The sequence below is a fragment of the Mesorhizobium sp. M9A.F.Ca.ET.002.03.1.2 genome (assembly GCF_003952365.1).
In the GTDB taxonomy this organism is placed as follows: domain Bacteria; phylum Pseudomonadota; class Alphaproteobacteria; order Rhizobiales; family Rhizobiaceae; genus Mesorhizobium.
Genome location: NZ_CP034443.1, coordinates 3,624,373 through 3,646,352, shown reverse-complemented (window position 1 = coordinate 3,646,352; position 21,980 = coordinate 3,624,373). Strand labels below are relative to the sequence as shown.

At 58.3% G+C, this 21,980-nt stretch carries 19 protein-coding genes; 10 read left to right on the top strand and 9 right to left on the bottom strand.

Annotated elements, in window-relative coordinates; translation table 11 throughout:
• Positions 1-88 precede the first annotated feature (88 nt).
• Entirely contained in the window at positions 89-1,453 is a 1,365-nt protein-coding gene (locus EJ066_RS17495; RefSeq protein WP_126040050.1) for a glycosyltransferase family 4 protein, read from the top strand.
• On the opposite strand, the gene EJ066_RS17490 is transcribed toward EJ066_RS17495, so the two are convergent.
• The 3 genes from EJ066_RS17490 to EJ066_RS32100 all read right to left on the bottom strand — a co-directional run bounded on the left by EJ066_RS17490 (position 1,366) and on the right by EJ066_RS32100 (position 5,162).
• Entirely contained in the window at positions 1,366-3,450 is a 2,085-nt protein-coding gene (locus EJ066_RS17490) for an oxidoreductase (protein ID WP_245454926.1), read from the bottom strand. The two genes, EJ066_RS17495 and EJ066_RS17490, sit on opposite strands and share 88 nt — an antisense overlap.
• 173 nt (positions 3,451-3,623) lie before the next feature.
• On the bottom strand, positions 3,624-4,376 hold the full coding sequence (locus EJ066_RS17485; protein WP_126040048.1) for an FkbM family methyltransferase: 753 nt from the start codon (positions 4,374-4,376) through the stop codon (positions 3,624-3,626).
• Between the two features lie 558 nt (positions 4,377-4,934).
• A complete protein-coding gene (locus EJ066_RS32100) occupies positions 4,935-5,162 on the bottom strand; it encodes a hypothetical protein (RefSeq protein ID WP_348629327.1) in 228 nt (75 codons plus the stop codon).
• 393 nt (positions 5,163-5,555) lie between these two features.
• On the opposite strand from EJ066_RS32100, the gene rfbF reads away from it, so the two are divergent.
• The 5 genes from rfbF (at position 5,556) to EJ066_RS17455 (ending at position 11,182) form a co-directional block, all read left to right on the top strand.
• A complete protein-coding gene (gene rfbF, locus EJ066_RS17475) occupies positions 5,556-6,395 on the top strand; it encodes a glucose-1-phosphate cytidylyltransferase (RefSeq protein WP_126040046.1) in 840 nt (279 codons plus the stop codon).
• The gene (locus EJ066_RS17470; RefSeq protein WP_126040044.1) at positions 6,331-7,374 is read left to right on the top strand and encodes an SDR family oxidoreductase; all 1,044 of its coding nucleotides are present in this window, start codon (positions 6,331-6,333) and stop codon (positions 7,372-7,374) included. Before rfbF ends, EJ066_RS17470 begins: the two co-directional genes overlap by 65 nt.
• Positions 7,375-7,393: 19 nt before the next feature.
• Positions 7,394-8,647, top strand: a complete 1,254-nt coding sequence (locus EJ066_RS17465) for a class I SAM-dependent methyltransferase (RefSeq protein ID WP_245454924.1) — start codon at positions 7,394-7,396, stop codon at positions 8,645-8,647.
• Complete coding sequence (locus tag EJ066_RS17460; RefSeq protein WP_245454923.1) at positions 8,644-9,864, top strand: class I SAM-dependent methyltransferase; 1,221 nt, start codon at positions 8,644-8,646, stop codon at positions 9,862-9,864. The genes EJ066_RS17465 and EJ066_RS17460 overlap by 4 nt, the downstream gene beginning before the upstream one ends.
• A gap of 145 nt (positions 9,865-10,009) precedes the next feature.
• Entirely contained in the window at positions 10,010-11,182 is a 1,173-nt protein-coding gene (locus EJ066_RS17455; RefSeq protein ID WP_126040042.1) for an acyltransferase, read from the top strand.
• Here the strand turns inward: EJ066_RS17455 and EJ066_RS17450 are convergent.
• From EJ066_RS17450 to EJ066_RS17435, 4 genes are all read right to left on the bottom strand, one after another.
• Complete coding sequence (locus EJ066_RS17450; protein WP_126040040.1) at positions 11,162-12,220, bottom strand: DUF707 domain-containing protein; 1,059 nt, start codon at positions 12,218-12,220, stop codon at positions 11,162-11,164. The two genes, EJ066_RS17455 and EJ066_RS17450, sit on opposite strands and share 21 nt — an antisense overlap.
• 41 nt (positions 12,221-12,261) lie before the next feature.
• Positions 12,262-13,221 carry a glycosyltransferase family 2 protein gene (locus tag EJ066_RS17445; RefSeq protein ID WP_126040038.1) on the bottom strand — a complete coding sequence of 320 codons (960 nt, stop codon included), beginning with the start codon at positions 13,219-13,221 and terminating at the stop codon, positions 12,262-12,264.
• A gap of 29 nt (positions 13,222-13,250) precedes the next feature.
• Positions 13,251-14,234, bottom strand: a complete 984-nt coding sequence (locus EJ066_RS17440) for a class I SAM-dependent methyltransferase (RefSeq protein ID WP_189644296.1) — start codon at positions 14,232-14,234, stop codon at positions 13,251-13,253.
• 233 nt (positions 14,235-14,467) lie between these two features.
• Positions 14,468-15,778, bottom strand: coding sequence for a glycosyltransferase (locus tag EJ066_RS17435; protein WP_126040034.1), 1,311 nt, complete (start codon positions 15,776-15,778; stop codon positions 14,468-14,470).
• A 276-nt stretch (positions 15,779-16,054) separates the two neighbouring features.
• Here EJ066_RS17435 and EJ066_RS17430 point away from each other — a divergent pair, with 276 nt between their 5' ends.
• The 3 genes from EJ066_RS17430 to EJ066_RS32095 all read left to right on the top strand — a co-directional run bounded on the left by EJ066_RS17430 (position 16,055) and on the right by EJ066_RS32095 (position 18,769).
• The gene (locus EJ066_RS17430; protein WP_126043929.1) at positions 16,055-16,921 is read left to right on the top strand and encodes a glycosyltransferase; all 867 of its coding nucleotides are present in this window, start codon (positions 16,055-16,057) and stop codon (positions 16,919-16,921) included.
• Positions 16,922-17,076: 155 nt separating this feature from the next.
• Positions 17,077-18,372, top strand: a complete 1,296-nt coding sequence (locus EJ066_RS17425; protein ID WP_245455215.1) for a polysaccharide biosynthesis/export family protein — start codon at positions 17,077-17,079, stop codon at positions 18,370-18,372.
• Between the two features lie 259 nt (positions 18,373-18,631).
• A complete protein-coding gene (locus EJ066_RS32095; RefSeq protein ID WP_348629258.1) occupies positions 18,632-18,769 on the top strand; it encodes a TylF/MycF/NovP-related O-methyltransferase in 138 nt (45 codons plus the stop codon).
• Positions 18,770-18,999: 230 nt separating this feature from the next.
• On the opposite strand, the gene EJ066_RS17415 is transcribed toward EJ066_RS32095, so the two are convergent.
• Positions 19,000-20,475: a hypothetical protein gene (locus EJ066_RS17415; RefSeq protein ID WP_189644295.1), complete on the bottom strand. Its 1,476-nt coding sequence runs from the start codon at positions 20,473-20,475 to the stop codon at positions 19,000-19,002.
• Between the two features lie 131 nt (positions 20,476-20,606).
• On the opposite strand from EJ066_RS17415, the gene EJ066_RS17410 reads away from it, so the two are divergent.
• A complete protein-coding gene (locus EJ066_RS17410; RefSeq protein WP_126040030.1) occupies positions 20,607-20,957 on the top strand; it encodes a hypothetical protein in 351 nt (116 codons plus the stop codon).
• On the opposite strand, the gene EJ066_RS17405 is transcribed toward EJ066_RS17410, so the two are convergent.
• Positions 20,892-21,743, bottom strand: coding sequence for a sugar transferase (locus EJ066_RS17405; protein ID WP_126040028.1), 852 nt, complete (start codon positions 21,741-21,743; stop codon positions 20,892-20,894). The two genes, EJ066_RS17410 and EJ066_RS17405, sit on opposite strands and share 66 nt — an antisense overlap.
• Positions 21,744-21,980: the final 237 nt, after the last annotated feature.

Genomic DNA, 21,980 nt, shown 5'->3' with positions numbered 1-21,980 from the left:
GCGCGGCAGTTTATGCGACAGCTTCCTTCGTACTGGTGCGCCCCGACCTGCTCAACGCACGCAATTTTGTATTGAGGCTGAGGGCTCGATGAAGATCGTAATCCTGAGCCAGCCTTTTGATACGGTCACGCCCCCAATCCAGAACTCGATCGGTATTTGGACGTATGAAGTCGCGAGGCGGCTGGGTGCAGATTGCGACACGACCATAGTCGCCCGGCGCCTGCGCGGGATGCCGGCCCAGATGGAAATCGAAGGCATCCGTTTCGAGCTGCTCACATGCGCGCCGGCTCGCGTCTGGAGCATGGCATCCCGCCTCTGGAGCCGTGTCTGGCCGCGATCGCCGCTGGTCGCACAAAGTCTCTATGCCTTCGACTATCTCGCCCAGGCCATTCGGACGATACGCCGTCTCTCGCCCGACGTGGTCCACATCCAGAATTTTCCGCAATACGTGCCGGCCATTCGACGGGCGGCGCCGCAAGCAGCAATCGTGTTGCACATGCATTGTGACTGGCTTGCGGAACTTGACCGCAATGCGATGAAACAAGCGCTCGCCGCCACCGATCTCGCCGTCGGGTGCTCTGAGCATGTCGTGGCCGCGGCGCGCACGCGCTTTGCTGAAATGGACACAAACTTCGCAGTCCTGCCGAACGGAGTGCCCGCGAGCCAGGACGTCACTGCCGTCGCACGAATACCGGGAAAGGTTTTGTTCGTCGGCCGTGTGTCATCCGAAAAAGGCATCCACACGCTGATCGAAGCCTGGCAGAGCGTTGTTGCAGCCTGTCCTGAAGCCCGCCTCGAGATCGTCGGCCCGTCGGCAACTCTTCCTCGTGAGTTCCTGATTGACCTGAGCACGGACCGTGACGTCCGGGATCTCGCTCGCTTCTACCACGGCGGTAGCGCATACCTTGGTTCCTACGACGCCGCGCTACGTGCGATGATAGCGCCGGCGATCGCTCCCACCGTCTGTTTCGCCGGCACGCAGCCCTACAAGAAATTGGCCGAGCGATATGCCGAAGCATCGCTTGTCGTAAATCCCTCTCTCAGCGAGTCCTTCGGAATGAGCCTGATCGAGGCGCTGTCCAATGGCACTCCTGTCGTAGCCACGCGTGTAGGCGGCATGACGGAGATCATGGAAGCGACTGGCGGCGGCGTACTGGTTGAGAAGAACGACCCGAATGCACTGGCAACCCAGATCATCGGCCTTCTTGGAGATCCAGCGCGAGCGGCGAAACTCGGACGCCGGGGGGCCGAGCGGGTCGCCGACCTCTATGCGTGGGAAAAAATAGCCCAGTCGACCCGGAACCTTTATGACAAGGCCATCGCCACTCACCGTTCACGGCTCGGAAAGCGAAACCGCTCTTTCGCTCAGCGCCTGGCCTTGAACGAGGTGAACACCGAGCCCGTATCATCTCCCCATTCCCAGTTGACGGCGAGCCCGACCCGCAAAATTTGAAGGGCAGCATCGTCGGGATAGATGTCGGTGAGGCTTCGCTGCATCACCAGTTCGTCGTCGATCAGGATTGCAAACCGATTTCCGTCGAATGCAGCGCGCATGCGAAAGCATTTTCCCCAAACCACCTTGTCCGCCACATTGGTCCAAACCGCGTCATAAAGTTCCTCAAAGCCGAGCCGCTTGATGAATACCGAAATCGAAGCCCCCTGGTAGACATCGTCGAGCCAAGTCGTGACACAGACGTAGTTGTCGCTGTCTTGCCAGAAGAGCAGTCCTGCACGGCTGCGCTGATCTTGGCCTCGGCGCTCCCCAGGAGGCTCGATTGTAACCTCGAGATCGCTGAACCCCGGTAGATCCCAAGGCAGCGAATAGAATGTCCGACCCGGGTTCGGTCTGTCTACGCTCGCGCGCACACGGGCGCTGCCCAGCCCGTCGACGTCGATGACCCCGGTCCCCAGTGTTCTTGCCCATTGTCCACGGCCGAGCTCCGTCGTGCGGCGATCCAATTCACCGGCGGTGCCGGTAAAATCGTCGGCGTAGGACAGGCTTGCTCCGAGTTGGTTCCAAGATGCCTCCAGAGGCGCCATCAATGGGATGGGAACTTCGCAAGGATGAGCCTCGAAATTATGCCAACGCGGCTCACTGTCGGCGCTTGTCCATGCACCTACCCCGGTAGCATCCTCGGCTGAACCAGCCTCGGCAGGCAGGTCGAAAAGACGAGCCCCATCCAGAAAGCAGCTCACCTGACCGTCCCAGTCGAGAATCTGGACCGAATGGGTGGAACACTCGCGCAAGGCGTGTCCCGTATTGGTCGCGATCGTCGTCTCTTTGCCCGATTGCCTGCTGACCAAAGTGCATCCGAGCGTCGAGAGTTTCAGCAGCCAGAAATTGTCCTTGTCCCGAAACCGCCAGACGAGACCACACACATCCGAGACCGCGCTGATTTCCAGCAGCCCATGGATCAATCCTGAAGGGCAACCAGGATCGACGACGGATAGGTCGTCGCCAGCGTCCTGCAAAAATCGCCACCGGCCCCCGATTGCGGCGGTTTGCGCCGGCAAGCCTTCCGCCAGGGCATCGGCAGCGTGGGCGGTGCTAAACCTCGTGGAAAATTCAGGCAGCCGCCCGACATGAACCGCTTGGACGCGTGTGTCGACGCGAAACCCGATCTGGCCTAGCGCCGATTGGTGAACGCCCGCAAACAGCTTTTCGTCCTTGTTGAAAGGATCGATCGCAATCGGACGCATCATCGGAAAAGCAGCGAGCCCATGAGCTCTTTGGTCGGCAGCCGCATAATAGACAGCGCCCTGCTCCCGCAACGCCACGACATAGTAGACATGAAGGTTCTTCAGACGCCGAAACGCACTCAGGCATTGCTTTCCTACACGAGCCCACAGCTCGCCATTTTCGCCTTCGGCGGCGTGCACGACAAAGCCGCAACCCTCTTCCACGGGATTGGCCGGCGCCTCGCTGGGGAACCACCCGACAGCGAGGTTCTCGTTGATATTCGGACCCCGGTAGGTCAAGGGCGTGCTAAGCAACCACCACCAAAAACGGCGAAGTGTGGATCTCTTTCGCGGCGCACGCATCAACGAAACCAGACGGCCGGGCCATGGGTCGATGCCGGGCCCCCGCAGCCAACGGTAGACTCGCCTGGCGATGTCCTCAGGCAGTGGCGATCCCTGCGATGTGTTGTGGCCGTTGGTGATAGAGACCAACAACACCAGACCAGCCTCTCGTTGAAAGGGACCGTAGGAAATCCCTTGCCGGCCCCAGCCTGGCCTGACGAGTGGCTGGAAACGAAGTGCACCGTGATCGATCGCGATCTGGCGTTCGATGTCGCGTCCTCGCCTGACCCCTCCCTTTGTCGCCAAGGTCCCTATCACCGTGCCGCGGGTGCGATCGTCTTGAAAACTATCTGCGATGAGAATCTCCGGTCCGACAACGCCGGACTCGGCCTGTTCAGCAGGTGCTGCCCAGTCATGACGGTGCAACAATTAAGACCTCCTCACGTCGTCATTGGCTGCGCGAGAATCGTGCGAGACTTTCCAAGGCATCGATGACGTATCGCCGGGCTCGGCAGAAGTCGCGCACCGCCTCTCTTGTCCGTCTTGATCGCGCTTGCCGTGCCTTGCATGGGATCCCTGTGATGGCTCCACGAAGATAACTCTCAAGTGTCCATCGGTTGCGCGAAGACGTGTTCGACCTGCCATGCCCGATTGTCATAGGAGGCTGGCAACGATTTCAATGCGTAGCCTGCGGCAGTCAGGAATTCCGCGATCTTTCGGGCCTTGCGATCGAGCCCCTCGCGCGTTGCATCGTCGACCTCGTAAATCACCTTCGGACGGTGCCTACGCAGCGTTTGCGTCATGCCGCCCAGGACGTCGATTTCGGCGCCTTCCACGTCGATCTTGACCAGCGAGGGCGGCCTGAGACCTCGGCGGGCGATAGCATCGTCGATAGTGACTATGCCGACTTCCAGGCGGCCACTCATGTCCGGCGGCGCTCCCGCCGAGGCAAGCGCCGCGCCGCCGATGTGATCGGCAAGCAGAAGCTGGCCACGGCCGGTTGTCGCGCCCGCGGCTTCGGCGAACACCCGTATCGTGTCGAACCCGCTGAGCCGCGCACTTTCTGCGACAGCTTCGGCGTTGCGGGGGACTGGCTCGAACGCATAGACTTGACCGCGCGGCCCGACGCGACGCGCGGCGATGAGACAGAAGAACCCGATATTTGCGCCAATGTCGAAAAAAGCATCCCCCGGCGCGAGGTTGGCCACGATCGCCTGCTGGATGGGCGGCTCGTACGTGCCGCGAACAAAGTTCGGGTCGGCGCTCCGCGCAACCAGCTTGAGGCCGGCGGCCTCTCCTCTGGCTATGACGCGCGCATCGCAGAACATGCCGAGGAACTTGGCCGTCGATCTCACACGCTCTTCCCCACTCTGTGACGCCTCGGGACGCGGGCCAGCCGCTCCCAGCAAGGGTGGCAGATTGTGCGCCCGGGATCGAGCCCGACAACGGTGGCCGCCTGCTACTTCCTCAGGCTAATCGCTACTCCGATTGTCTCATTGCGGGGGTACCTGCCGGGCCTTTCGGTCAGATGGAACGGTGGCATCGTTGCGCCAGACATGGATCGCGTCGAGACGGCTCAGGCCGGACGCTTACGCGCAAGTGGCACCCCAAGAAGACGGCGTTCACGCGTTAAGCTCTTAGCGCGTGAACATCTCATGATCGCTCATCAACCGATTCAGAAAATCGCCCCCACCTATGTCCGCCAGGACAGGCCAGTCGTCTTGTCCCGCCGGCCGCTCCATCTGGGACCGGTGCGCCGCCAGCGCGTGACGTTTTACATCGATAACGTCGCCGACATAGGCATTGGAGTTGAACATCCTGACGCCGCGCAAGCCGGCAAGAGTCCGGACCGTTTGCCGCAATGCGGTGCGATTGAGCCCATGCGCGGCGTCGTGCAGACGAACCCACGGCCACTAACACCAATACCAGACGGGATATTCGAACACGGTCACGCGCCGGCCATACAGTTGAAGCGCGCCTCGCACGCCAAGATTTGTGGCGACGTGATCCGCAGGCGGCTCTTTTATGTGGGTGACGAACACGCTCTGTGGTTGCCAAGCCAAGAGCAACTGAGCCACCGCGTCTGCGATCTTGCCAACATGATGCTTTACCATGCCGTCGGGAACACGCAGAAACCTCACCCGATCGGCCGACCCGCCCAAACGGCAAACCGCCTCGATCGCTTCGCCCCTCACGGGTGATCCGCAGTGCCTCCATATCAACCCGATTTGAATGGGATGCCGAACCGTCGGTAATGAAAATAAACCGGATGTCGGCGCCCGAGTTCAACTTCTTGCTGGCGCCCCCCCACACCCCAATGTCTCATCGTCGGGATGGGGTGCAATGATGACCGCCGACGCCTGCCAGTCGGCTACGTCGAATGGATGAGACCCCTTACGCATCGCTCTATCGAGCATAGCGCCAATCGTATGCCTGACGTCACGCATCGATGGTTCCGATCATCCCTTCTTCGGTGTGGTCCAGCCCCACCACGCATGGTAGCAAAAACGGTAAGTGGTTGGGGTGAGAAAACAATGAAGGTAGGAATTCTTGCTGGCGGATTGGGAACGCGGCTAGCTGAAGAAACCGAGATCCGGCCGAAACCAATGGTCGAGATCGGAGCAAAGCCGATCCTTTGGCATATCATGATGCATTACTATGCCTACGGCCACCGCGATTTCGCCATCGCGTTGGGATACAAGGGCGAATACATCAAACGCTGGTTCAGCGACTATGTCGCGTTCGATGGCAGCCTGACTGTCGAAGCCGCATCGGGAAACGTCAAGCGCCACTCAAACTCGCTCCCCGATTGGTCCGTCGACCTTGTGGAGACAGGATTGAATACGCTGACGGGCGGCCGCATAAAACGCCTGATCGACTGGATGGGCGACGAGACGTTCATGCTCACGTGGGGCGACGGCGTTTCGGACGTCAACCTTGATGATCTGATCGCCTTTCACAAATCGCATGGCAAGCTCGCAACGATGACGGCAGTGCGTCCGCCAGCACGCTATGGGCACATCGAATTCGATGGCAATCGCGTTGTCGACTTCACGGAAAAGCCACAGGCCTCAGAGGGTTGGATCAACGGCGCCTTCTTCGTGCTCGAGCCGGGCGTCAAGGACTATATCGACGGCGACGATGTCATGTTCGAGCATGCGCCAATGCAGCGGCTCGCGACTGACGGCCAACTGATGGCATATCGCCACGAATCCTTCTGGCAATGCATGGACACCATCCGGGAGAAGCATCTCCTTCAGAAATTGTGGGACAGCGGGCAAGCGCCCTGGAAAACATGGGAATTGATTGATGAAAGTTCTGGTTACAGGCCACCTCGGCTACATCGGTTCCGTCCTAACTCCGATGCTGCTTGAACGCGGCCATGACGTCACAGGTCTAGACAGCGACATCTTCCGATCATGCACCTTTGTGGGAAAGTTGGCCGAAGTGCCGACGATCGAGAAAGACATCCGTGACATCGAGGTCGACGACGTCGCCGGCTTCGACGCGATCATCCATCTCGCCGGACTTTCAAACGATCCCTTGGGCGACTATCGGCCCCTGCTTACTGAAGAAATCAACTGTGGCGCTTCGGTAAGGCTAGCGCAGCTCGCCAAGGCCGCCGGTGTCCAGCGGTTCCTATACGCCTCCTCTTGCAGCAATTACGGCGCAGCAGGCGACAGCTTTCTGACTGAGGATGCTCCCTTCAACCCGGTTACGCCTTACGGCGTCTCAAAGGCGAATGTGGAGCGAGCGGTCGCGCCGATGGCGGATCAATCGTTCAGTCCGACATTCCTGCGTGCTTCCACTGCCTACGGCCTCTCGCCTCGCATCCGTTTCGATCTCGTGGTCAACAACCTGACCGCCTGGGCTTACACAACCGGTCTGGTCTACCTCAAAAGCGACGGGTCGCCGTGGCGTCCGATCGTCCACGTGGAGGACATTGCGCTGGCCTATGCCGCCGTCCTCGAAGCCGAGCGCGATTTGATCCACAACGAGGCATTCAATGTCGGCTTGACCACGGAAAACTATCAGATCCGGGAGATCGCGGCCTTGGTCCAGGCGATCGTTCCCGGCAGCCGCGTGGAGTTCGCGCCCGACGCCGGGCCAGACAAGCGGTGCTATCGCGTCGACTGCGCCTATATCGGCCGCCGCCTGCACGGGTTTAAGCCGCAATGGACGGCGCGGCGCGGCATCGAACAGCTCTATTCCACATTTCGCGCTGCAGGTCTCGCAGTCGAGGATTTCGAGGGTGAGCGGTTCAAGCGCATCGCCCATGTGCAGAAGCTGATCCGGAACGGCGAACTGGATGCCGATCTGCGCCGCACGCCGCAATTGGCGATGGCGATTTGAGCAAACACAGCCGGGAGCCATGGCCATGATGATCGCTGGTGCAGCGTCGATAACCGAGCAGGTCTGCCGATCTTGCGGCGGAAGTCACATCGATACGTTCCTGAAGCTCGGTACGACGCCCCTCGCCGATCGGCTTCCATCGCGCATCGACGATGGCGAGGAGGAGCCGGTCTTTCCGCTCAATGTCGCCTTCTGCAGCGATTGCAGCTTGGTGCAGATCACGGAAACGGTGAACCCCAGGATCCTGTTTGCCGATGCCTATCCCTACTACTCCTCGTTCTCGCAAGCGCTGCTGCGGCATTCTCGAGACAACGTGCTCGATCTGATCGAACGCCGCGGCTTGAACTCTGGCAGTTTCGTGATCGAGCTGGCAAGCAACGACGGTTATCTGCTGAAGAACTATGTCGAGGCGGGCATACAAGTGCTTGGCATCGACCCCGCCGATGGGCCTGCCGCCGCCGCCGGGAAGGTTGGCGTGCCGACACGTCTGACGTTCTTCACTCGCGAACTGGCCGAATCCCTTTGCAAAGAGGGCATACGAGCCGACGTGATCCACGCAAACAATGTGCTCGCCCATGTGGCCGACACCAACGGTTTTGTTTCAGGCATTGCACGGTTGCTCAAGGACGACGGCGTTGCGGTGATCGAGGCGCCGTATGTCGAGCCGATGATCGACCATTGCGAATTCGATACGATCTACCACGAACATCTGTGCTATTTTTCAGTGACGGCATTGGACAAGCTGTTTCGGAGACATGGCCTTTATCTCAACGAGATAAAACACTTGTCGATTCATGGCGGTTCTATTCGCCTGTATGTCGAAAGGCAGGAACGTGTCGGCGAGAGCGTCACGAGCCAGATCGCTCATGAAAGAGCCCGAGGGATCGATTCCATCGACTACTACCTCGATTTTTCCGTGACGGTCGACAAGTTGAAAGTCGAGCTCTCCGCATTGCTGCACCGGCTGAAAGCGACCGGCGCCTCGATCGCTGCCTATGGGGCGGCGGCCAAAGGCGCCACCTTGATCAACACGGTCGGCATCGGACGCGATCTCATTGACTTCGTCGTAGACCGCAACACTCACAAGCAGGGCAAGTACATGCCCGGTCAGAAGATTCCTATCCGCTCTACGGAGGCTCTGTTGGAGGCGCAGCCGGACTACGTGCTGGTGCTTGCCTGGAATTTCCTCGATGAGATCATGGCGCAGCAAACAGAATATCGGGCCAGGGGCGGAAAATTCATCGTTCCCGTGCCGACTCCGCGGATCGTGTGACCGTGCAAATCCGAAGCGCTGCCTGCGCCGAAGCGCGTGACCCGCTGACGAATTCGATGCGGCTTCGCGTCGATTGTCCAGTCTGCCGGCAGCAGGATTTGCTGCACTCGGTATCATTCGACGCCATTCCATTTTCGTGCAATTCCCTGCACCCTGACGCAAACTCGGCCGTTGCTGCACCGACTGGCCAATTCGTTCTCGCGTTTTGCCGCAGTTGTGAACATTTCTTCAACGCGGCGTTTGAAGACGGTCGGATCGGCTATACGCAAAACTACGAGAATTCCCTGCATTTCTCGCCGCGCTTCGTGGCCTTCGTCGAGGATCTCGCTGATCGCCTGTCCGCAGCTTACGCACTCGATGGAAAACTGGCCTTGGACATCGGCTGCGGCAAGGGTGATTTCCTCAAGCGACTTTGCTCAACCAGCGGCGCCAGAGGCATTGGCTTCGACAGGAGCTTCGAAGACAATCGGGGCGAGAACGTCGCCGGCGTGGAATTCATCAACGACTGGTTCGGCGATGCCTATCCGGACGTCAGGCCCGACTTCGTTTCCTGCCGTCACGTCCTGGAGCACATAGCTAACCCGATCGCCTTCCTGCAGGGGCTTCGTTCCCATCCAGGCGTTGGGCCCAGTACCGTATTCTACATCGAGGTGCCCAACGCGCTCTATACATTGCGAGACATGGGGATCTGGGATCTGATTTACGAGCACGTATCCTACTTCACGCCGCACTCACTGCGGGTAGCGATGGAGACAGCAGGATTCGAGGTGCTTGACCAAGGTGCGTCATACGGTGACCAGTACCTCTTCATTGAAGCAAAGCCTAGCGAACCCCGGATGATGGCCCCGTATTCAAAATCTGAAAAGATCGATGCGCTCGTCCACCGATTCGACCGAACGTATTGCGAAAAGGTCGCCTGGTGGCGCGATTACTTGTCAAACAGGGATCCGGAGCGGACCGTTGTCTGGGGTGCGGGATCAAAGGGCATTACATTCGTCAACATCGTTCCTGAAGGGGCGCGGATTGGAGCGCTGGTCGACGTCAACCCGTACAAGCAGGGGCGCTTTGCTCCTCGCACCGGGACACCGGTGGTTGGTCCCGAGAGCCTGCGCGGCAAGCCCCTGCAGTCTATCGTCGTGATGAATCCGCTCTATCGAGACGAAGTTGCCCAGGCCGCATGCAAGCTCGGTCTCTCAGCAGAGATCATTGTGGCATAATTCGGCGATCTGCGGCTTGCGCTTTGCGCCTGTGGTCCCGCCGATGTCGATCCGGTCTAGGTTGACTGGAGCGCCCGCCTTGTAGGCGGCGACGAGAGGAAAATGGAACGCCCAAGCCCACGTTGAAGTCGGGACTCCTTCCGGTATGGTTTTCAATGTTCAGGTCATGCGGGCGATCGCCGCGACGTTGGTGGTCTGGGTTCATACCCAGGAACTGATCGTGACCGACGTCCTTCCGCATTGGCTCAGGAGTTTTGGATACGGAGGGGTGGACCTATTTTTCGTCATCAGTGGATTCATCATGGTCCGCACGACACAAAATAAAAACATACGGCCCATTCAATTCTACAGAAAGCGTATCCTTAGGGTGGTCCCTCTGTACGCGTTTTTCACAATGCTTGTAGTGATTTTGAGTGCGATCATGCCTGATGTTTTGAAGAGCACTCAAATAGAATTTTCTCAAATCGCAAAATCTCTAATTTTTATTCCATTTGAGAAAACGCCAGATAGCCTTTACCCAATTTACTATCTTGGTTGGACTTTGAACTACGAAATGTTCTTTTACAGCATTTTTGCAGTCGCGTTGTTGCTGCCCAAACGCGCCAGGCTCATGGCGATCACCGCTGTTATCGTCTCTCTTGCCGGTATCGGAAACAGCATTGGAGGTCTTTCCGATTATGGGGTCGCGGCTTTTTTCTATACGCGGCCAATCCTGATGGATTTCGTATTGGGAGTGCTGGCGGCGAGCTACTTCCACGATTCGGCGCGCATCGCCAGAAATCCCATGAGGTGGTGGGTCTGCCTCGCTGCCGGGGTCTCTTGGCTCGCTTTTGGAGGGGAAGTCATCGGTTTCGGCGACCTCCCCGTCTCGCCATCGACCGATACCTTCCTGAGGTTCGGCATCGCATCCGGCTTGATCGTGGCGGGAGTAATCGGGCTGGAGCAATCTGGGACAAGGATCGGCTCTCCACTGATGCAACGTGCGGGTGACGCAAGTTATTCGATATATCTGTCACACTATTTCTTTATCGCGGCGGTCATCGCCCTTGCCAATCGGTTGGAGTTGAACGACGCTGCTCGCGCCCTGCTCGCGCCCGCCACCATGGCGGCGGCGGTAGCCGTGGGTTTCGTAACCTATCATCTGCTTGAGCGTCCTTTCGCTGGTGACCTCGGCATCTACCATCGCCTCGCCAGGCTGTTTGCGGCACCGCCTCCCATGCAGCCGCGCGCCATTACCGAGGAAACTGTTATTGGGCTTACCCGGAAAGTCCAAAGGCCAAATGCCTTAGAGTCTGACTCACAATCTAATACGACGTGAAACCAGTACCTTGCGATTTTCCGGATGAGCGGGTGGACGGACACTCGGTAGATCCAGGCGGCGGCATTCGGCGACCCACCCTTTGCGGCTGACGGCCTGACTTACCACTCCATCGACGTCGATCCGTTGCAGGTTGACCGGCCTCAGCCAGCAGTGTCGCGTATAGTCGGTTGAGCGGCGCATAAACTGCGCCCATTTAAGCGGCGTCTGGAACAGCGCCCGCCAAAGGAACAGGGAGTTGAGCCCGATCAGAAAGCGAGACTGGACGAGCCGCCCGCGCCGATCGACCGCTGCATAGGTTACGAACCCGCGAAACGCAGCGCCGAACCTCTTCAGCACAGCATCAACCTGCACGTCGTAACGCTCGTTGGCAGCGAAACCTTGAAGCGACTTTGTTGTCCCGACCGGCCGCGTGTGTCTTACAACGACATCGTCAACTATGGCATAACGCAACCAAGGCATGTCGGTCAGGCGGGTCCAAAGAAGATCTATTCCCGTCTCGTAGCCGAGCCCGAATAATTTCAACGCCGTTTGCAGGCACCTGGCGCTGAACACCGGACACATCATTTCGACCGTATTGGTATATCGCAACAGGTATCGCCTGCCGCTGACAAGCGTCGCGGCATAGGAGAAATAGCTATCCAATGAAAGTGCTGGCTGAAACAGATCGAGTTTATATTGTCGACCGATTGCGAACAGGCGATTTAAATCCAGTTTCGTCGTCTCAATGTCATCGTCGATCAATGCAATGAGATCATATCGCGTCACAATGTCAGGGTAACTTTGAAACAGGGCATGATACCCTGCGATCTTGCGCCCGGGTAGAAATACGCTCAAATCGTTCTGCCCATGGGAAACACCAGCCTCGTAGGCGGCGACGAGAAGATCGAAGTCGGCTTCGCCCGCCCCCTCAGTCCAGCCGGCATGCAAAGAGCTGCGCCCTGCCCGGACGATCACCAGATTTCTCTTGCCCGAGCCCTCCGGCAACTGCTGGGAGGCTGATGCTCCTACGGCCGCGGGCGCGACTTGGCGGTTCATTCAAAGGCCTCCGGCGGATCCTCGCACCAGATCATTCGTAACTAGCCAGGAGAGCGGCCTGAGACGGCATGAATGCGTCTTAGGGCTCCCAAGCCGGCGCCGCGCAGCTTGCTACGAAGCTGCGGAGAAACAACGCCTACAGCTTCCAGGCAAAATCTCGCAACGAGCAGTGGATCCAGAATCCATGCAAGCAGATGAAACAGTGTGCTACCCAGCGGTGCTGTCCGCCTGTGCCGATAGGCGATCGCGACGAGGTGTTTTACCCGCGTCGACAATTCGAAAGCGTTCGCGGTGGAGCCATCTGGATTTTGCCAAGCCAACCGTTCGGAGCTTGGCAATCGCACCGAACGCGTCGGATGGTCACGGCTGTAGAGTATCGCGTTGGGCGCGTGGACAAACGGCCCGAGAATAGCCATCTCGGCCAGAAGCGCACAATCGGACCCATAGTAAGGCTCATGCAATGTCGTTTTGAGCAGTGAATCTCGGCGCCAAAGGCCAAACATCGCCGCATCCCATCCGTGCGCGGCAACCATCAGCCGAAAGCGGGACGCGGGCGAAGATCCTCCAACATCCGGCAGCACCCGTTCGACATAGGAAGTCTGCTGTCCGGTCTCGTCGATTCCCAGCAAGCGCGGATAGGCAATGACGTGGCCGGCGTTATCGTCGAGCGCACGCACGCAATCCGTCAGGAAACCACGGTCCAAGACGTCATCGTGCGCGCACCACTTGAAATATGCGCCCGAGCTCAATTCGAACGCGCGATTGAAATTGGCCGCGGCACCCAGGTTGCGTGCGTTTCGAACATAGCGGACGCGCTTGTCCCGCAGCGCGAATTCCAGACATATATCGGCTGTCCTATCTGTCGAAGCATTGTCGGTGATGACGAGTTCGAAATCATCGAAGTCCTGTTCGAGGATCGACTGGATTGCCTCGGAGACGAAATTCTCGCCATTGTAAACGGGCAGACCAAGAGATACTCGGGGCGACTTGGAATGTTCCATTTTCCGGCTTCTTCTTGACGAGAGTGCGATCAGACCGCGATGACTTCCGGTCGCAGGCCCAGCGCATTCAAGGATTGCGCCACTTCATTCAGGTATATCGGATTCATGACGATGACGAGGTCAGGCGGAGTGTCCAAGAGGTCGCTTGGCGCGATGACCGGGTGACCGGTTCCGGGCGTAAACTTGCCTTGCTTGTAAGGGTTGATGTCGACCGCTGCCCACACTTCGTCTCCAAGCTGCAACGTCGTCAGGAACGACACCGCCTTGCTCCCGCCGCCCCACAGGACGACCCGCCGGCCAGCGGCGTATGCGGCGCGAATGCGCTCCTGCCAGAAATCCTGAACCGCACGGACGCGAGCGGGAAAGGTTTCCGCCAAACGGTGCATCTCTTCCAGATCGTGCTCGAGCGGTAGGCTCGGTGCCGTCGGGCCTGCCGATGGCCGGGCGTACTGAACAATGTACTGGTCGTCATAGACGAGTTCCAGATCGATAACGTCGAACCCTTCCTGGCGAAACAGCCGTGCGTGCGTGCCAGGGCTGAAATAGGAACAATGTTCGTAGTAAATATCCCAGAATGCACTCTCCACGAGCACACGTTTTGCATCCGGCGTTTCGAAGACGACCCAATCTTCGGTCCTTTCACCGATCATCTTTCGGATCAGCCGCACGAAAGTCGACACGGAACCTATGTGTTCGAGCGTATGGCGACAAAGGACTGTGTCCGCTTGGAGATGCTGGTAGTCTGGTCCGAAAAAATCGACGATCATCTGAATGTCGCCGTAGTCTTCGTTGCGTCCTTTATCGGCTCGATAACCTGGATCGATGCCGAGCCCGGTGGCGCCGCCCGCTAGGCAAAGTTCGCGCAGAAATTCGCCCTTGCCGCAGCCGATCTCCAACACGTGCTTGCCGGCTATCGCACATTTCTGTGCAATCTCATGTGCAAGTCCCTTCGCGAAATTGTTGAAAGTGCTCGAGAAATGCTGGGATTCCTCAAAATTGGTCGAGTAGCCCATGACCGTTTCGTCAAAGGCCCTGTTGAATATGAACCCACATGCTTCGCAGAATGCGAGGTCAAGGTCGCGACGAGGAAAAGCATGGGCTTCCTGGGCCGAGCTAAGCAGGACGCAGCTATGCACCGGGATGGATTCGACCCTGTAGATCGACCGGCTAACGGGCGCCGAGCAGCACGGACACGAGGTCGGTTGAAGCGCTTTGGCGTTGCTGGCCATGTGAAGGTCAATCGAATTCATGGGAGAGCTGGCTCGGCAAGAGAATCGGTTATCTTGCGCCTTTCGGTTCCAAAGAATTCTCTGTGCCCGGTCTCGCGAGCAAGCTGGGCAGATTGGGCCAAGCCAAGGGCGTCGAGGATCGCAAGGTCGAACCTTTCCTCGGAGAACCTAGACGCGTTCATACGACAGGCGTGCGGCGCAATGGACACCGCATTTTCCTCGAACAGGTCAATTGCCTCGGCTATGGAATCGACGGACTGACGGTCGAAGAGCACACCTGTCGGATGGCTGCTCTCGCCAAGCGGCCGGACAATGTCGCGGGCACCTCCACGGCCAAAGGCGATCAATGGAGTGCCGCAAGCCTGGGCCTCGGCAAGCGCTATCCCGAAATCCTCGCATCCGGCGAACACCATCGCACGGGCGTTCGCAATTTTTTCGATGTATTCATGCCGCGGCAGATAGCCTGTGAAGATGATGTTGGGACCAGCAAGCGATCGCAGATGCTTGGACTGCACTTCGTCACCCACGACAATCAGGCGACGCGACGGAGTTTTGCTGAACGCCTCGATAATGAGGTCCGTACGTTTATACGGGGCGTGGAATGCGGCCGTTACGTAGTAGTCATCCTTGCTGGCGACGAGTTCAAGTTCGCCGGTGGCCACAGGCGGATGGACTACCCGCGCATCGCGGCCGTAAATCCGTTCAATTCGGGAGCGGACATAGTTCGAATTTGCCAACATCAAATCAGGGCCATGCGCCGTACGGGTGTCCCAGGTCCGCAGCCTGTGAAGCATATAACGAAAGGCAAGACCCTTCGGCCCAAATCCCAATTGGGCTTGCTGCAAATAGGAGAATTGTTCGTCCCACGCATATCGCACCGGACTGTGCACGTAGCAAAGGTGTGGTTGGTCTGGGCGCGTGAGAACGCCTCGAGAGAATGCTGCCGAGGAAGAAATGACTGCGTCATATCCAGTGACATCAAATTGCTCGATCATAAAAGGGCAAAGGAAAAATAACGACCTGTAGTATTTTTTCACCAACGGGAGTCGATTCATCGCAGAAACGTGAAAAACCACGCCTGGAAAGTGCTCGTCTTTGACCTCTTTCGGGAGAAAATCAAAAAGAGTGAACACCTCGGCTCTTGGAAAGAGCTTACAGATCCGGGCAAGGACCTGCTCCCCTCCCCGAAAATTCGGGCACCAGTCATGCACGACGGCGATGCGCGCGTTGCGGTCGATGGCCGAAAATGGCGCCTTGCCGATGGGTCGCAGATGCTTGGTATCGGGACCAACCATGGTGGTTACTTTTGGCTGTCGCACATGGCGCATGCATTGCCCTCCCGGGACGTTGGCACCTTTCGGGAATTCTGTTTTTGCCCGGATGCACTACGACTGTGTGTCGTCCGTCCCGTCCAAACAAGCTGTCTATCGGGTTAAGCTCCGCCCCCGCTCGAAGCCGGTTGCACTCCAACGAGGTACGGCTTCTACTCCGATGGGCCTAAGCACGCCGCAACGCTAAACTTATGCGCAGGCTGCATCGGCGCGACCGGTGGATTAGGATGATAGTGCACTCACTTCATTGGCCGTGCGGAGAGTTGATTGTCGATAAAAGTGGTCGTGATCGTCGCAACGTTTGGTCGCACGGAACAGGTGGCGCGGCTTCTCGCACAGCTTGAGCGACAGACCCGGCTCCCGGATGCGGTCATAATTTCGGCTCCCGACACAAACCATGTTCCCAACAACATAGCCTGCCGGTTTCCGGTATCGTGCGTATTCGGAAAAACGGGCCTGCCGGCACAACGTAACATTGCCCTCGATGTCGCAGTAGACCGTTTCGATATAATCACCTTTTTCGACGACGACTTCATTCCTGCAGACGACTATCTCGATGGCGTATCACGGGCGTTCATGCAGCAGCCGGACTGGGCCGTGGTGACTGGAAACGTGCTGAAAGACGGTGCAACGACTGCAGGGCTCACGTGGGAAGAGGGTATCCAGGCGCTTCGCGAGGCCGGCACAGCGACTGAAGCGCGTGGGGTGGATCAACTCAGCGCCTATGGGTGCAACATGTCGATTAGGGCGGCATTCATCGGCGGCTTGCGCTTCGACGAACGGCTTGTGCTCTACGGGTGGCAGGAAGACGTTGATTTCACCAGCCGGCTGAGAGCCAGGGGGCGGGTCGTCGCCGTGCAGTCGATCCGCGGAGTTCATCTCGGCGTCAAGAGCGGTCGCGTAAGCGGCGTTCGTTTCGGCTATTCGCAGGTGGCGAACCCGATCTATCTCATCCGCAAAGGGTCTGTTCCATTGCCTATCGGACTAAAGTTGATGAGCAAAAATCTGCTTGCCAATCTCGCACGCAGTCTCTGGCCGGAATCCTACATCGACCGGAGAGGACGTCTGCGCGGCAATCTTCTGGCGCTTTCACACGTCGCAAGAGGCCGGGTGGAGCCGGAATATATTCTGGAGATCTAGTGCAGGGATAAAAGATGCTTGATGACCCGTTCTTTTCGATCGACAGAGACACTCGCTCAAATCGCCGAGCCCGGGGCCTCGACAGGCTGTCCAATCGGCGCGCGGCTCGGCGCCTGCTCCACGTCGTGGTGTCGGCGGGTGTGTCCTTGGCCTGCATGTTGGGTGTTTCGGCTGCAAGCGCCAAGGAGTATGTGCTCGGCCCGCAGGATAAGCTGCGCATCAAGGTCTACGAATGGCGTGCGTCGCGCGACACGATTTTTGCCTGGGGTGCTCTTAACGACGTATACACGGTCAGTCCCAACGGCTCCATTTCGCTGCCGCTGGTTGGCGAAATCAAGGCTGCCGGCCTGACGACCGGCGAGATTGCGAACTCCATCGGCAACGGCCTGATGAAAAGTGTTGGCCTTGTGCGAGTACCGCGCACCGCGGTGGAAATCGTCCAGTTCCGACCGTTCTACGTCGTCGGCAAGGTGACGCAATCGGGCGAATTCGCATATCGGCCCGGGCTGACCGTCTTGCAGGCATTGAGCATCGCGGGCGGGCTGCGGACGCGGGAGGACAGGGACGCCAGGTTCGAGCGCGAAGTGATCCAGGGTCGAGGAGATGTCAGGCTGCTTAGGCTGAGCGAGGCCAATCTCCTCGCTCGTAGGGCAAGGCTCGAGGCGGAACTCTCGCATGCCAGCGACATTCAGTTTCCGCCCCAGTTGACGCCACGCACTCAGGACGACGTCATCGCCATGCTCATGAAGCAGGAGCATTTGATCTTCCAGGCGCGCAGGGAAGGGTTGGACACCCAGGTCAAGGCGCTGCAAAGCCTGCGTGAGTTCCTCCAGAAGGAGCTCACCTCGCTGGAAGCGCAACTCGTCTTCCTCGACAAGCAGATTGCCTCTATCCAGAAAGAGTTGACGTCCGTCTCGGCGCTTGTGGCAAAAGGTCTGGCGGCGGCGCCGCGGGAATTTGCTTTGGAACGAACCCTCGCCCAGGCGCAGAGCGAGAGGCTGTCGGCGGAAACCAGTCTGCTGCGAGGCCGTCAGGAAATCAGCAGAACCGATATATCCATTCTCGAACTCCAGGACGGACGGAGAAATGAGGTAACGATCGATCTGCGTCAAACCCAAGCCGAGATCGATGCTCTCGACAGCAAGACAGAAACAGCGAGGCGGCTATTGTACGATTCCGAGATATCTGCCCCGAGCCTTCTTGCCCGCCGAGCCGAGTTGGATCTGGCTGCGCCAATCTACACGATCTTCCGACCGTCGGCGGATGGCACGACGGTGCAAATACAAGCCAACGAAACGAGCGTCGTCGAGCCCGGAGACACCATCAAGATTGAAATACCACTGGCTCCAGATGAAATGGGCGCGCTGGACTCGACATCGACCGAGCAGCGCAAGGCGCCGGGAATAGAACTCAAAGCAGAAACCGTCGGCGATACCGTAGGCATTCCGTAGCCTGCCGGCGGATTCTGCTGGCAGGTGGAAGCGCGCGACTGATCGATGGAAGTCAGTTAATTTCCTTGACCAATGCACGCACTGTACGGCCCTATCGCCATCGCGCTTGCCAACAAGGTTCTCCGAAAACTTGGAATGAACCTCGTCCTCGCACCACCTGTTCGCACGGGCTTTGAATCTTCGGCAGCCTATTCTTCACCAGGGATGGTTCGAAGATACGCTTCCCACACAGTTGCCGGACTGAATTGCATTTGCGCATTTGGATGGTGATCTATACGACTCGGTCAAGGTCAGCTTGGAGTATGTGTATCCTCGCCTATCAAAGGGTGCTGCATGTCTGATAGACGACTACACTGATCCTGGATTGTTCGACTCGGTCGATCTCTATCCGGGGTGAAGAAGGCCTGCGGCGAGTTCCTTAGCGATAAACCCGAAAAGGTTGCGCTTTTGGATGGTGGATTCGATAGCACTATGGGCTTCGGATCTCGTGGATACTTCCGAAAGCTCTGAGCCTATGTCGCTTTAAAGCGCGTCGCGTTTGAACGGATCCATGCGACGCGCTTTAAGTTTCTTGTTTTTATGCATGTCGTTATCGCATAACCGCTGCATACTTTTACGCGACATGCATTAGACGCGGCCGGGAACAGTGCCGATCTGCGATTGAATCACGTGTTCGCTGGAATCGCGCGAATGCTGGAGCGTCCTTACAGCAGCCCCTGCAACATTGTCGTCTTCAACAGGCAAGAGCCGGCTGACAAGAACGACAGCGAGAGGAATCAAGAACACGATACCGGGGTCGGCGCTGCCACTTGCCAAGGTTGCAGCCACGAGCCCCGATAAGGCGCAAGCGCGGACACTGGACGCGATCGCGTCGACCTCGGGATCGATGCGACTGCGGACACCCCGCAGCCCCCGCACCAGCATTGCCAACAGAACAGTCATCATCGCGGTGCCGAACAGCCCCAACTGGGAAAGCAGCGCGATCGGCCAGCTCGAGGCCCGCGAGCTTCCCAGCCCGACCCCCAGTCCACCAGTATCGAAGAAAGACTGCAGGCTTTTGTAGTTCCAGTAGCTGCGCTCCTGGCCGGAGGCTGACGTGACTTTGTTGATCACCGTGGAGTCGACGAGCTGCAAAACCGGATCGAAGACATGAGGATAGAGCAGACTGGCGGCCATCGCGGAGAGGAGCAAGGGCGGCAGCAACCCGATAAGCAGTGCCTCCCCCGACCTCAGCCGACTTGAAGCGAGCGACTTCACGATGGAAAAGACAACGGGCACGCTTACGATTGCAAGGCCGACATAGGCAGTCGACGATGTCGACAGCAGCAGGAGAACAAACAGAACCGCTCCCAGCCCCAATGCGAATTTGGATCCAGTCTTGCGCCAGTAGGTGTAGGTGAACGCCAGCCCTGCCAGCGATGCCCCGCCGAACGCCGATGCTTCTGAAAACGCCCCCGCAATCCGCCAAAACCCAGCTTCAACAACTTGCGTCAGCATGGCGTAGTTGGCGCTACGAATCGGGGCGAGGATGTCGCCGGCACCGCTCACCTTGCCCAACAAGTCCAGAATGCCCATCGACACGTGCAAGGTGAACCACAGGAAGAAGCCTCGCCTGATATCGGCCAACGTGCCGCTGCGCTGAAGCAGCAGACAGACCGCCAGGAACGTCAGCCCTCCCAGAACAAAGTACCCCGCCTGAGAGATATTGGCCGACACCGGCGCCAAGGCCGCTTCGTAGACCCCCTTGCCGGTGCGGGAAGAGACGAAGGCGCTCGTCTGCCCGGCAAAGAGCCTCGGAAATAGCAGCGCTCCGATGCTCACATAGATCATGAGCGCGCACACGATCCATGCCGCGCCTATACGAGCAAAGACCGATCCTATTTCTCTCCAGATTCCCCGTCGAGCTAGTGCCGCCACTATCAGGAGCATATCAAAGACAGTGAAGATAAGTGGCGATGAGCCGCCAAGCGAGGTTATCGTCCCGATTGCCGTCGCGCCAAAAGCCAGAGAAGCAATCAGCGCAGCAATGATCGACCAGCGCATATAAACGACGAGGGCCAGGATTCCCGCGCAGATCAGCACCCCAACGACGGAAATCTGCATTTCACTCCTCCGACGATGGCTGATCCTGACTGTGCATAATTAAGCGAATGGCTTCACAGAAAGGAGCGACTCTGATTTGCTTGGGAGGGCGTTGATCTCGCGCCAAGAAAAACGACCCTTGGGAGGTCGCCGTGTTGCTTGCCATTGTCGGCGTTGCGGGTCTTGCCCTGGTGACAGGGTTTACCCTGCGCGCGCCGGCGCTGATAGCGGCGACTTTGGTGGTGATCGCCGGCAGCATCGCTGCGGGCAGTTTTCTCCACCTGTCTGTTGAAACCACCATCCGCTCGACACTCTATCTGGTTGTCGTCACCCAAATTGCCTACTTGGCCGGCCTAGCGCTTGCCGTACTGTGGCACAGCCCGAGTCGGGGGGCGATAATCCCCGAGACCGTTTCTGCTCCCCTGGACGTTTCCAATTCAGGAGGTCTGATCAAATTTCATCATGGCCGGTATTGTCCGCATCAGGATCGAGAAGTCGCGTAATAGAGACCATGTTTGAACGTATTGCGTATCCAGCAGCACGCGATGCGAATATTCGGTCATGTTTCTCCCGCTTATCTGCCAGAGGCCGGTCAGCCCTGGCCGCGTCTTCAAATATTCGTGCGCTGCGGCGCCATAGCGTTGCAATTCGTCGGCAACGACAGGTCGTGGACCGACGCAACTCATGTCGCCACGCAAGACGTTGAACAGCTGCGGCAGCTCATCCAGGCTCGATTTGCGAAGCATCTTTCCGAAAAACAGGATACGCGGATCGCACTTCAGCTTCTGGTTGGCTGCCCACTCCTGGGCGGCTTGTAGATCGCAGCTCAGATGCCGTTGGAGCACCTCCTCGGCATTCGGTACCATGGTGCGGAACTTGTAGCAGTCGAAGACCTTTCCGTTGAATCCGATACGGCGGTGGACAAACAGCACCGGACCGCCTGTGGTGGCCTTGATCAGCAGCGGGATAAGAACCAGGATCGGACTGGCCAGAATGAGCGCCGTCGAGGCTACCAACAGATCCAGCAGCCTCTTGGCCCAACCGCCGAGAGGCTGTTGGTGGTCGCCCCACAAATTTTCTTGAACGCTTGCCATTTGGATGTCCGGCTCAAGCGCAGCGGTGCCGCGGTCAGGGCTTGCGTCGAGTTGAGGCGACGAGAGGTCTGGCGTATTCGATGTGGCGGCCGCGTCACTTTCATGCCGAAGAAGCAAGGTCGCCGCAGGCCTGGCCCCGACCACAATGCCCAAGTCACTGTACGGCCGCACGTGGCTTTCGATCACGCTGGACATTTCTGCTCACGCTCGATTTCAGCTGTTTTCGTTTGCATTTTGTCAACGACGAGCGACCCCCGGCAAGCAGAGAAAAGGTGGTAGTTGGGGGATGATTGGTAGCGGCGGGTTACCCCTAAGATGCTAGATCAGGTACGGACGAATGGCTGCTCCAACCAACGGCAGGCACGATATCGGAATCAAAATGTTCGACGCGCTATTCTCTGCGCCGCCCTGCTTAATTAGCGGCACAGAAAT

Coding starts and splice junctions, on each gene's coding strand:
- EJ066_RS17435 (WP_126040034.1), bottom strand. CDS start 15,778: ATGCGCCATGTGCGACAGCCAAAAGTAACCACCATGGTTGGTCCCGAT.
- EJ066_RS17450 (WP_126040040.1), bottom strand. CDS start 12,220: ATGAACCGCCAAGTCGCGCCCGCGGCCGTAGGAGCATCAGCCTCCCAG.
- EJ066_RS17465 (WP_245454924.1), top strand. CDS start 7,394: ATGGCCATGATGATCGCTGGTGCAGCGTCGATAACCGAGCAGGTCTGC.
- EJ066_RS17440 (WP_189644296.1), bottom strand. CDS start 14,234: ATGGGCTACTCGACCAATTTTGAGGAATCCCAGCATTTCTCGAGCACT.
- EJ066_RS17470 (WP_126040044.1), top strand. CDS start 6,331: ATGAAAGTTCTGGTTACAGGCCACCTCGGCTACATCGGTTCCGTCCTA.
- EJ066_RS17455 (WP_126040042.1), top strand. CDS start 10,010: ATGGTTTTCAATGTTCAGGTCATGCGGGCGATCGCCGCGACGTTGGTG.
- EJ066_RS17425 (WP_245455215.1), top strand. CDS start 17,077: ATGTTGGGTGTTTCGGCTGCAAGCGCCAAGGAGTATGTGCTCGGCCCG.
- rfbF (WP_126040046.1), top strand. CDS start 5,556: ATGAAGGTAGGAATTCTTGCTGGCGGATTGGGAACGCGGCTAGCTGAA.
- EJ066_RS17445 (WP_126040038.1), bottom strand. CDS start 13,221: ATGGAACATTCCAAGTCGCCCCGAGTATCTCTTGGTCTGCCCGTTTAC.
- EJ066_RS17405 (WP_126040028.1), bottom strand. CDS start 21,743: ATGTCCAGCGTGATCGAAAGCCACGTGCGGCCGTACAGTGACTTGGGC.
- EJ066_RS17415 (WP_189644295.1), bottom strand. CDS start 20,475: ATGCAGATTTCCGTCGTTGGGGTGCTGATCTGCGCGGGAATCCTGGCC.
- EJ066_RS17495 (WP_126040050.1), top strand. CDS start 89: ATGAAGATCGTAATCCTGAGCCAGCCTTTTGATACGGTCACGCCCCCA.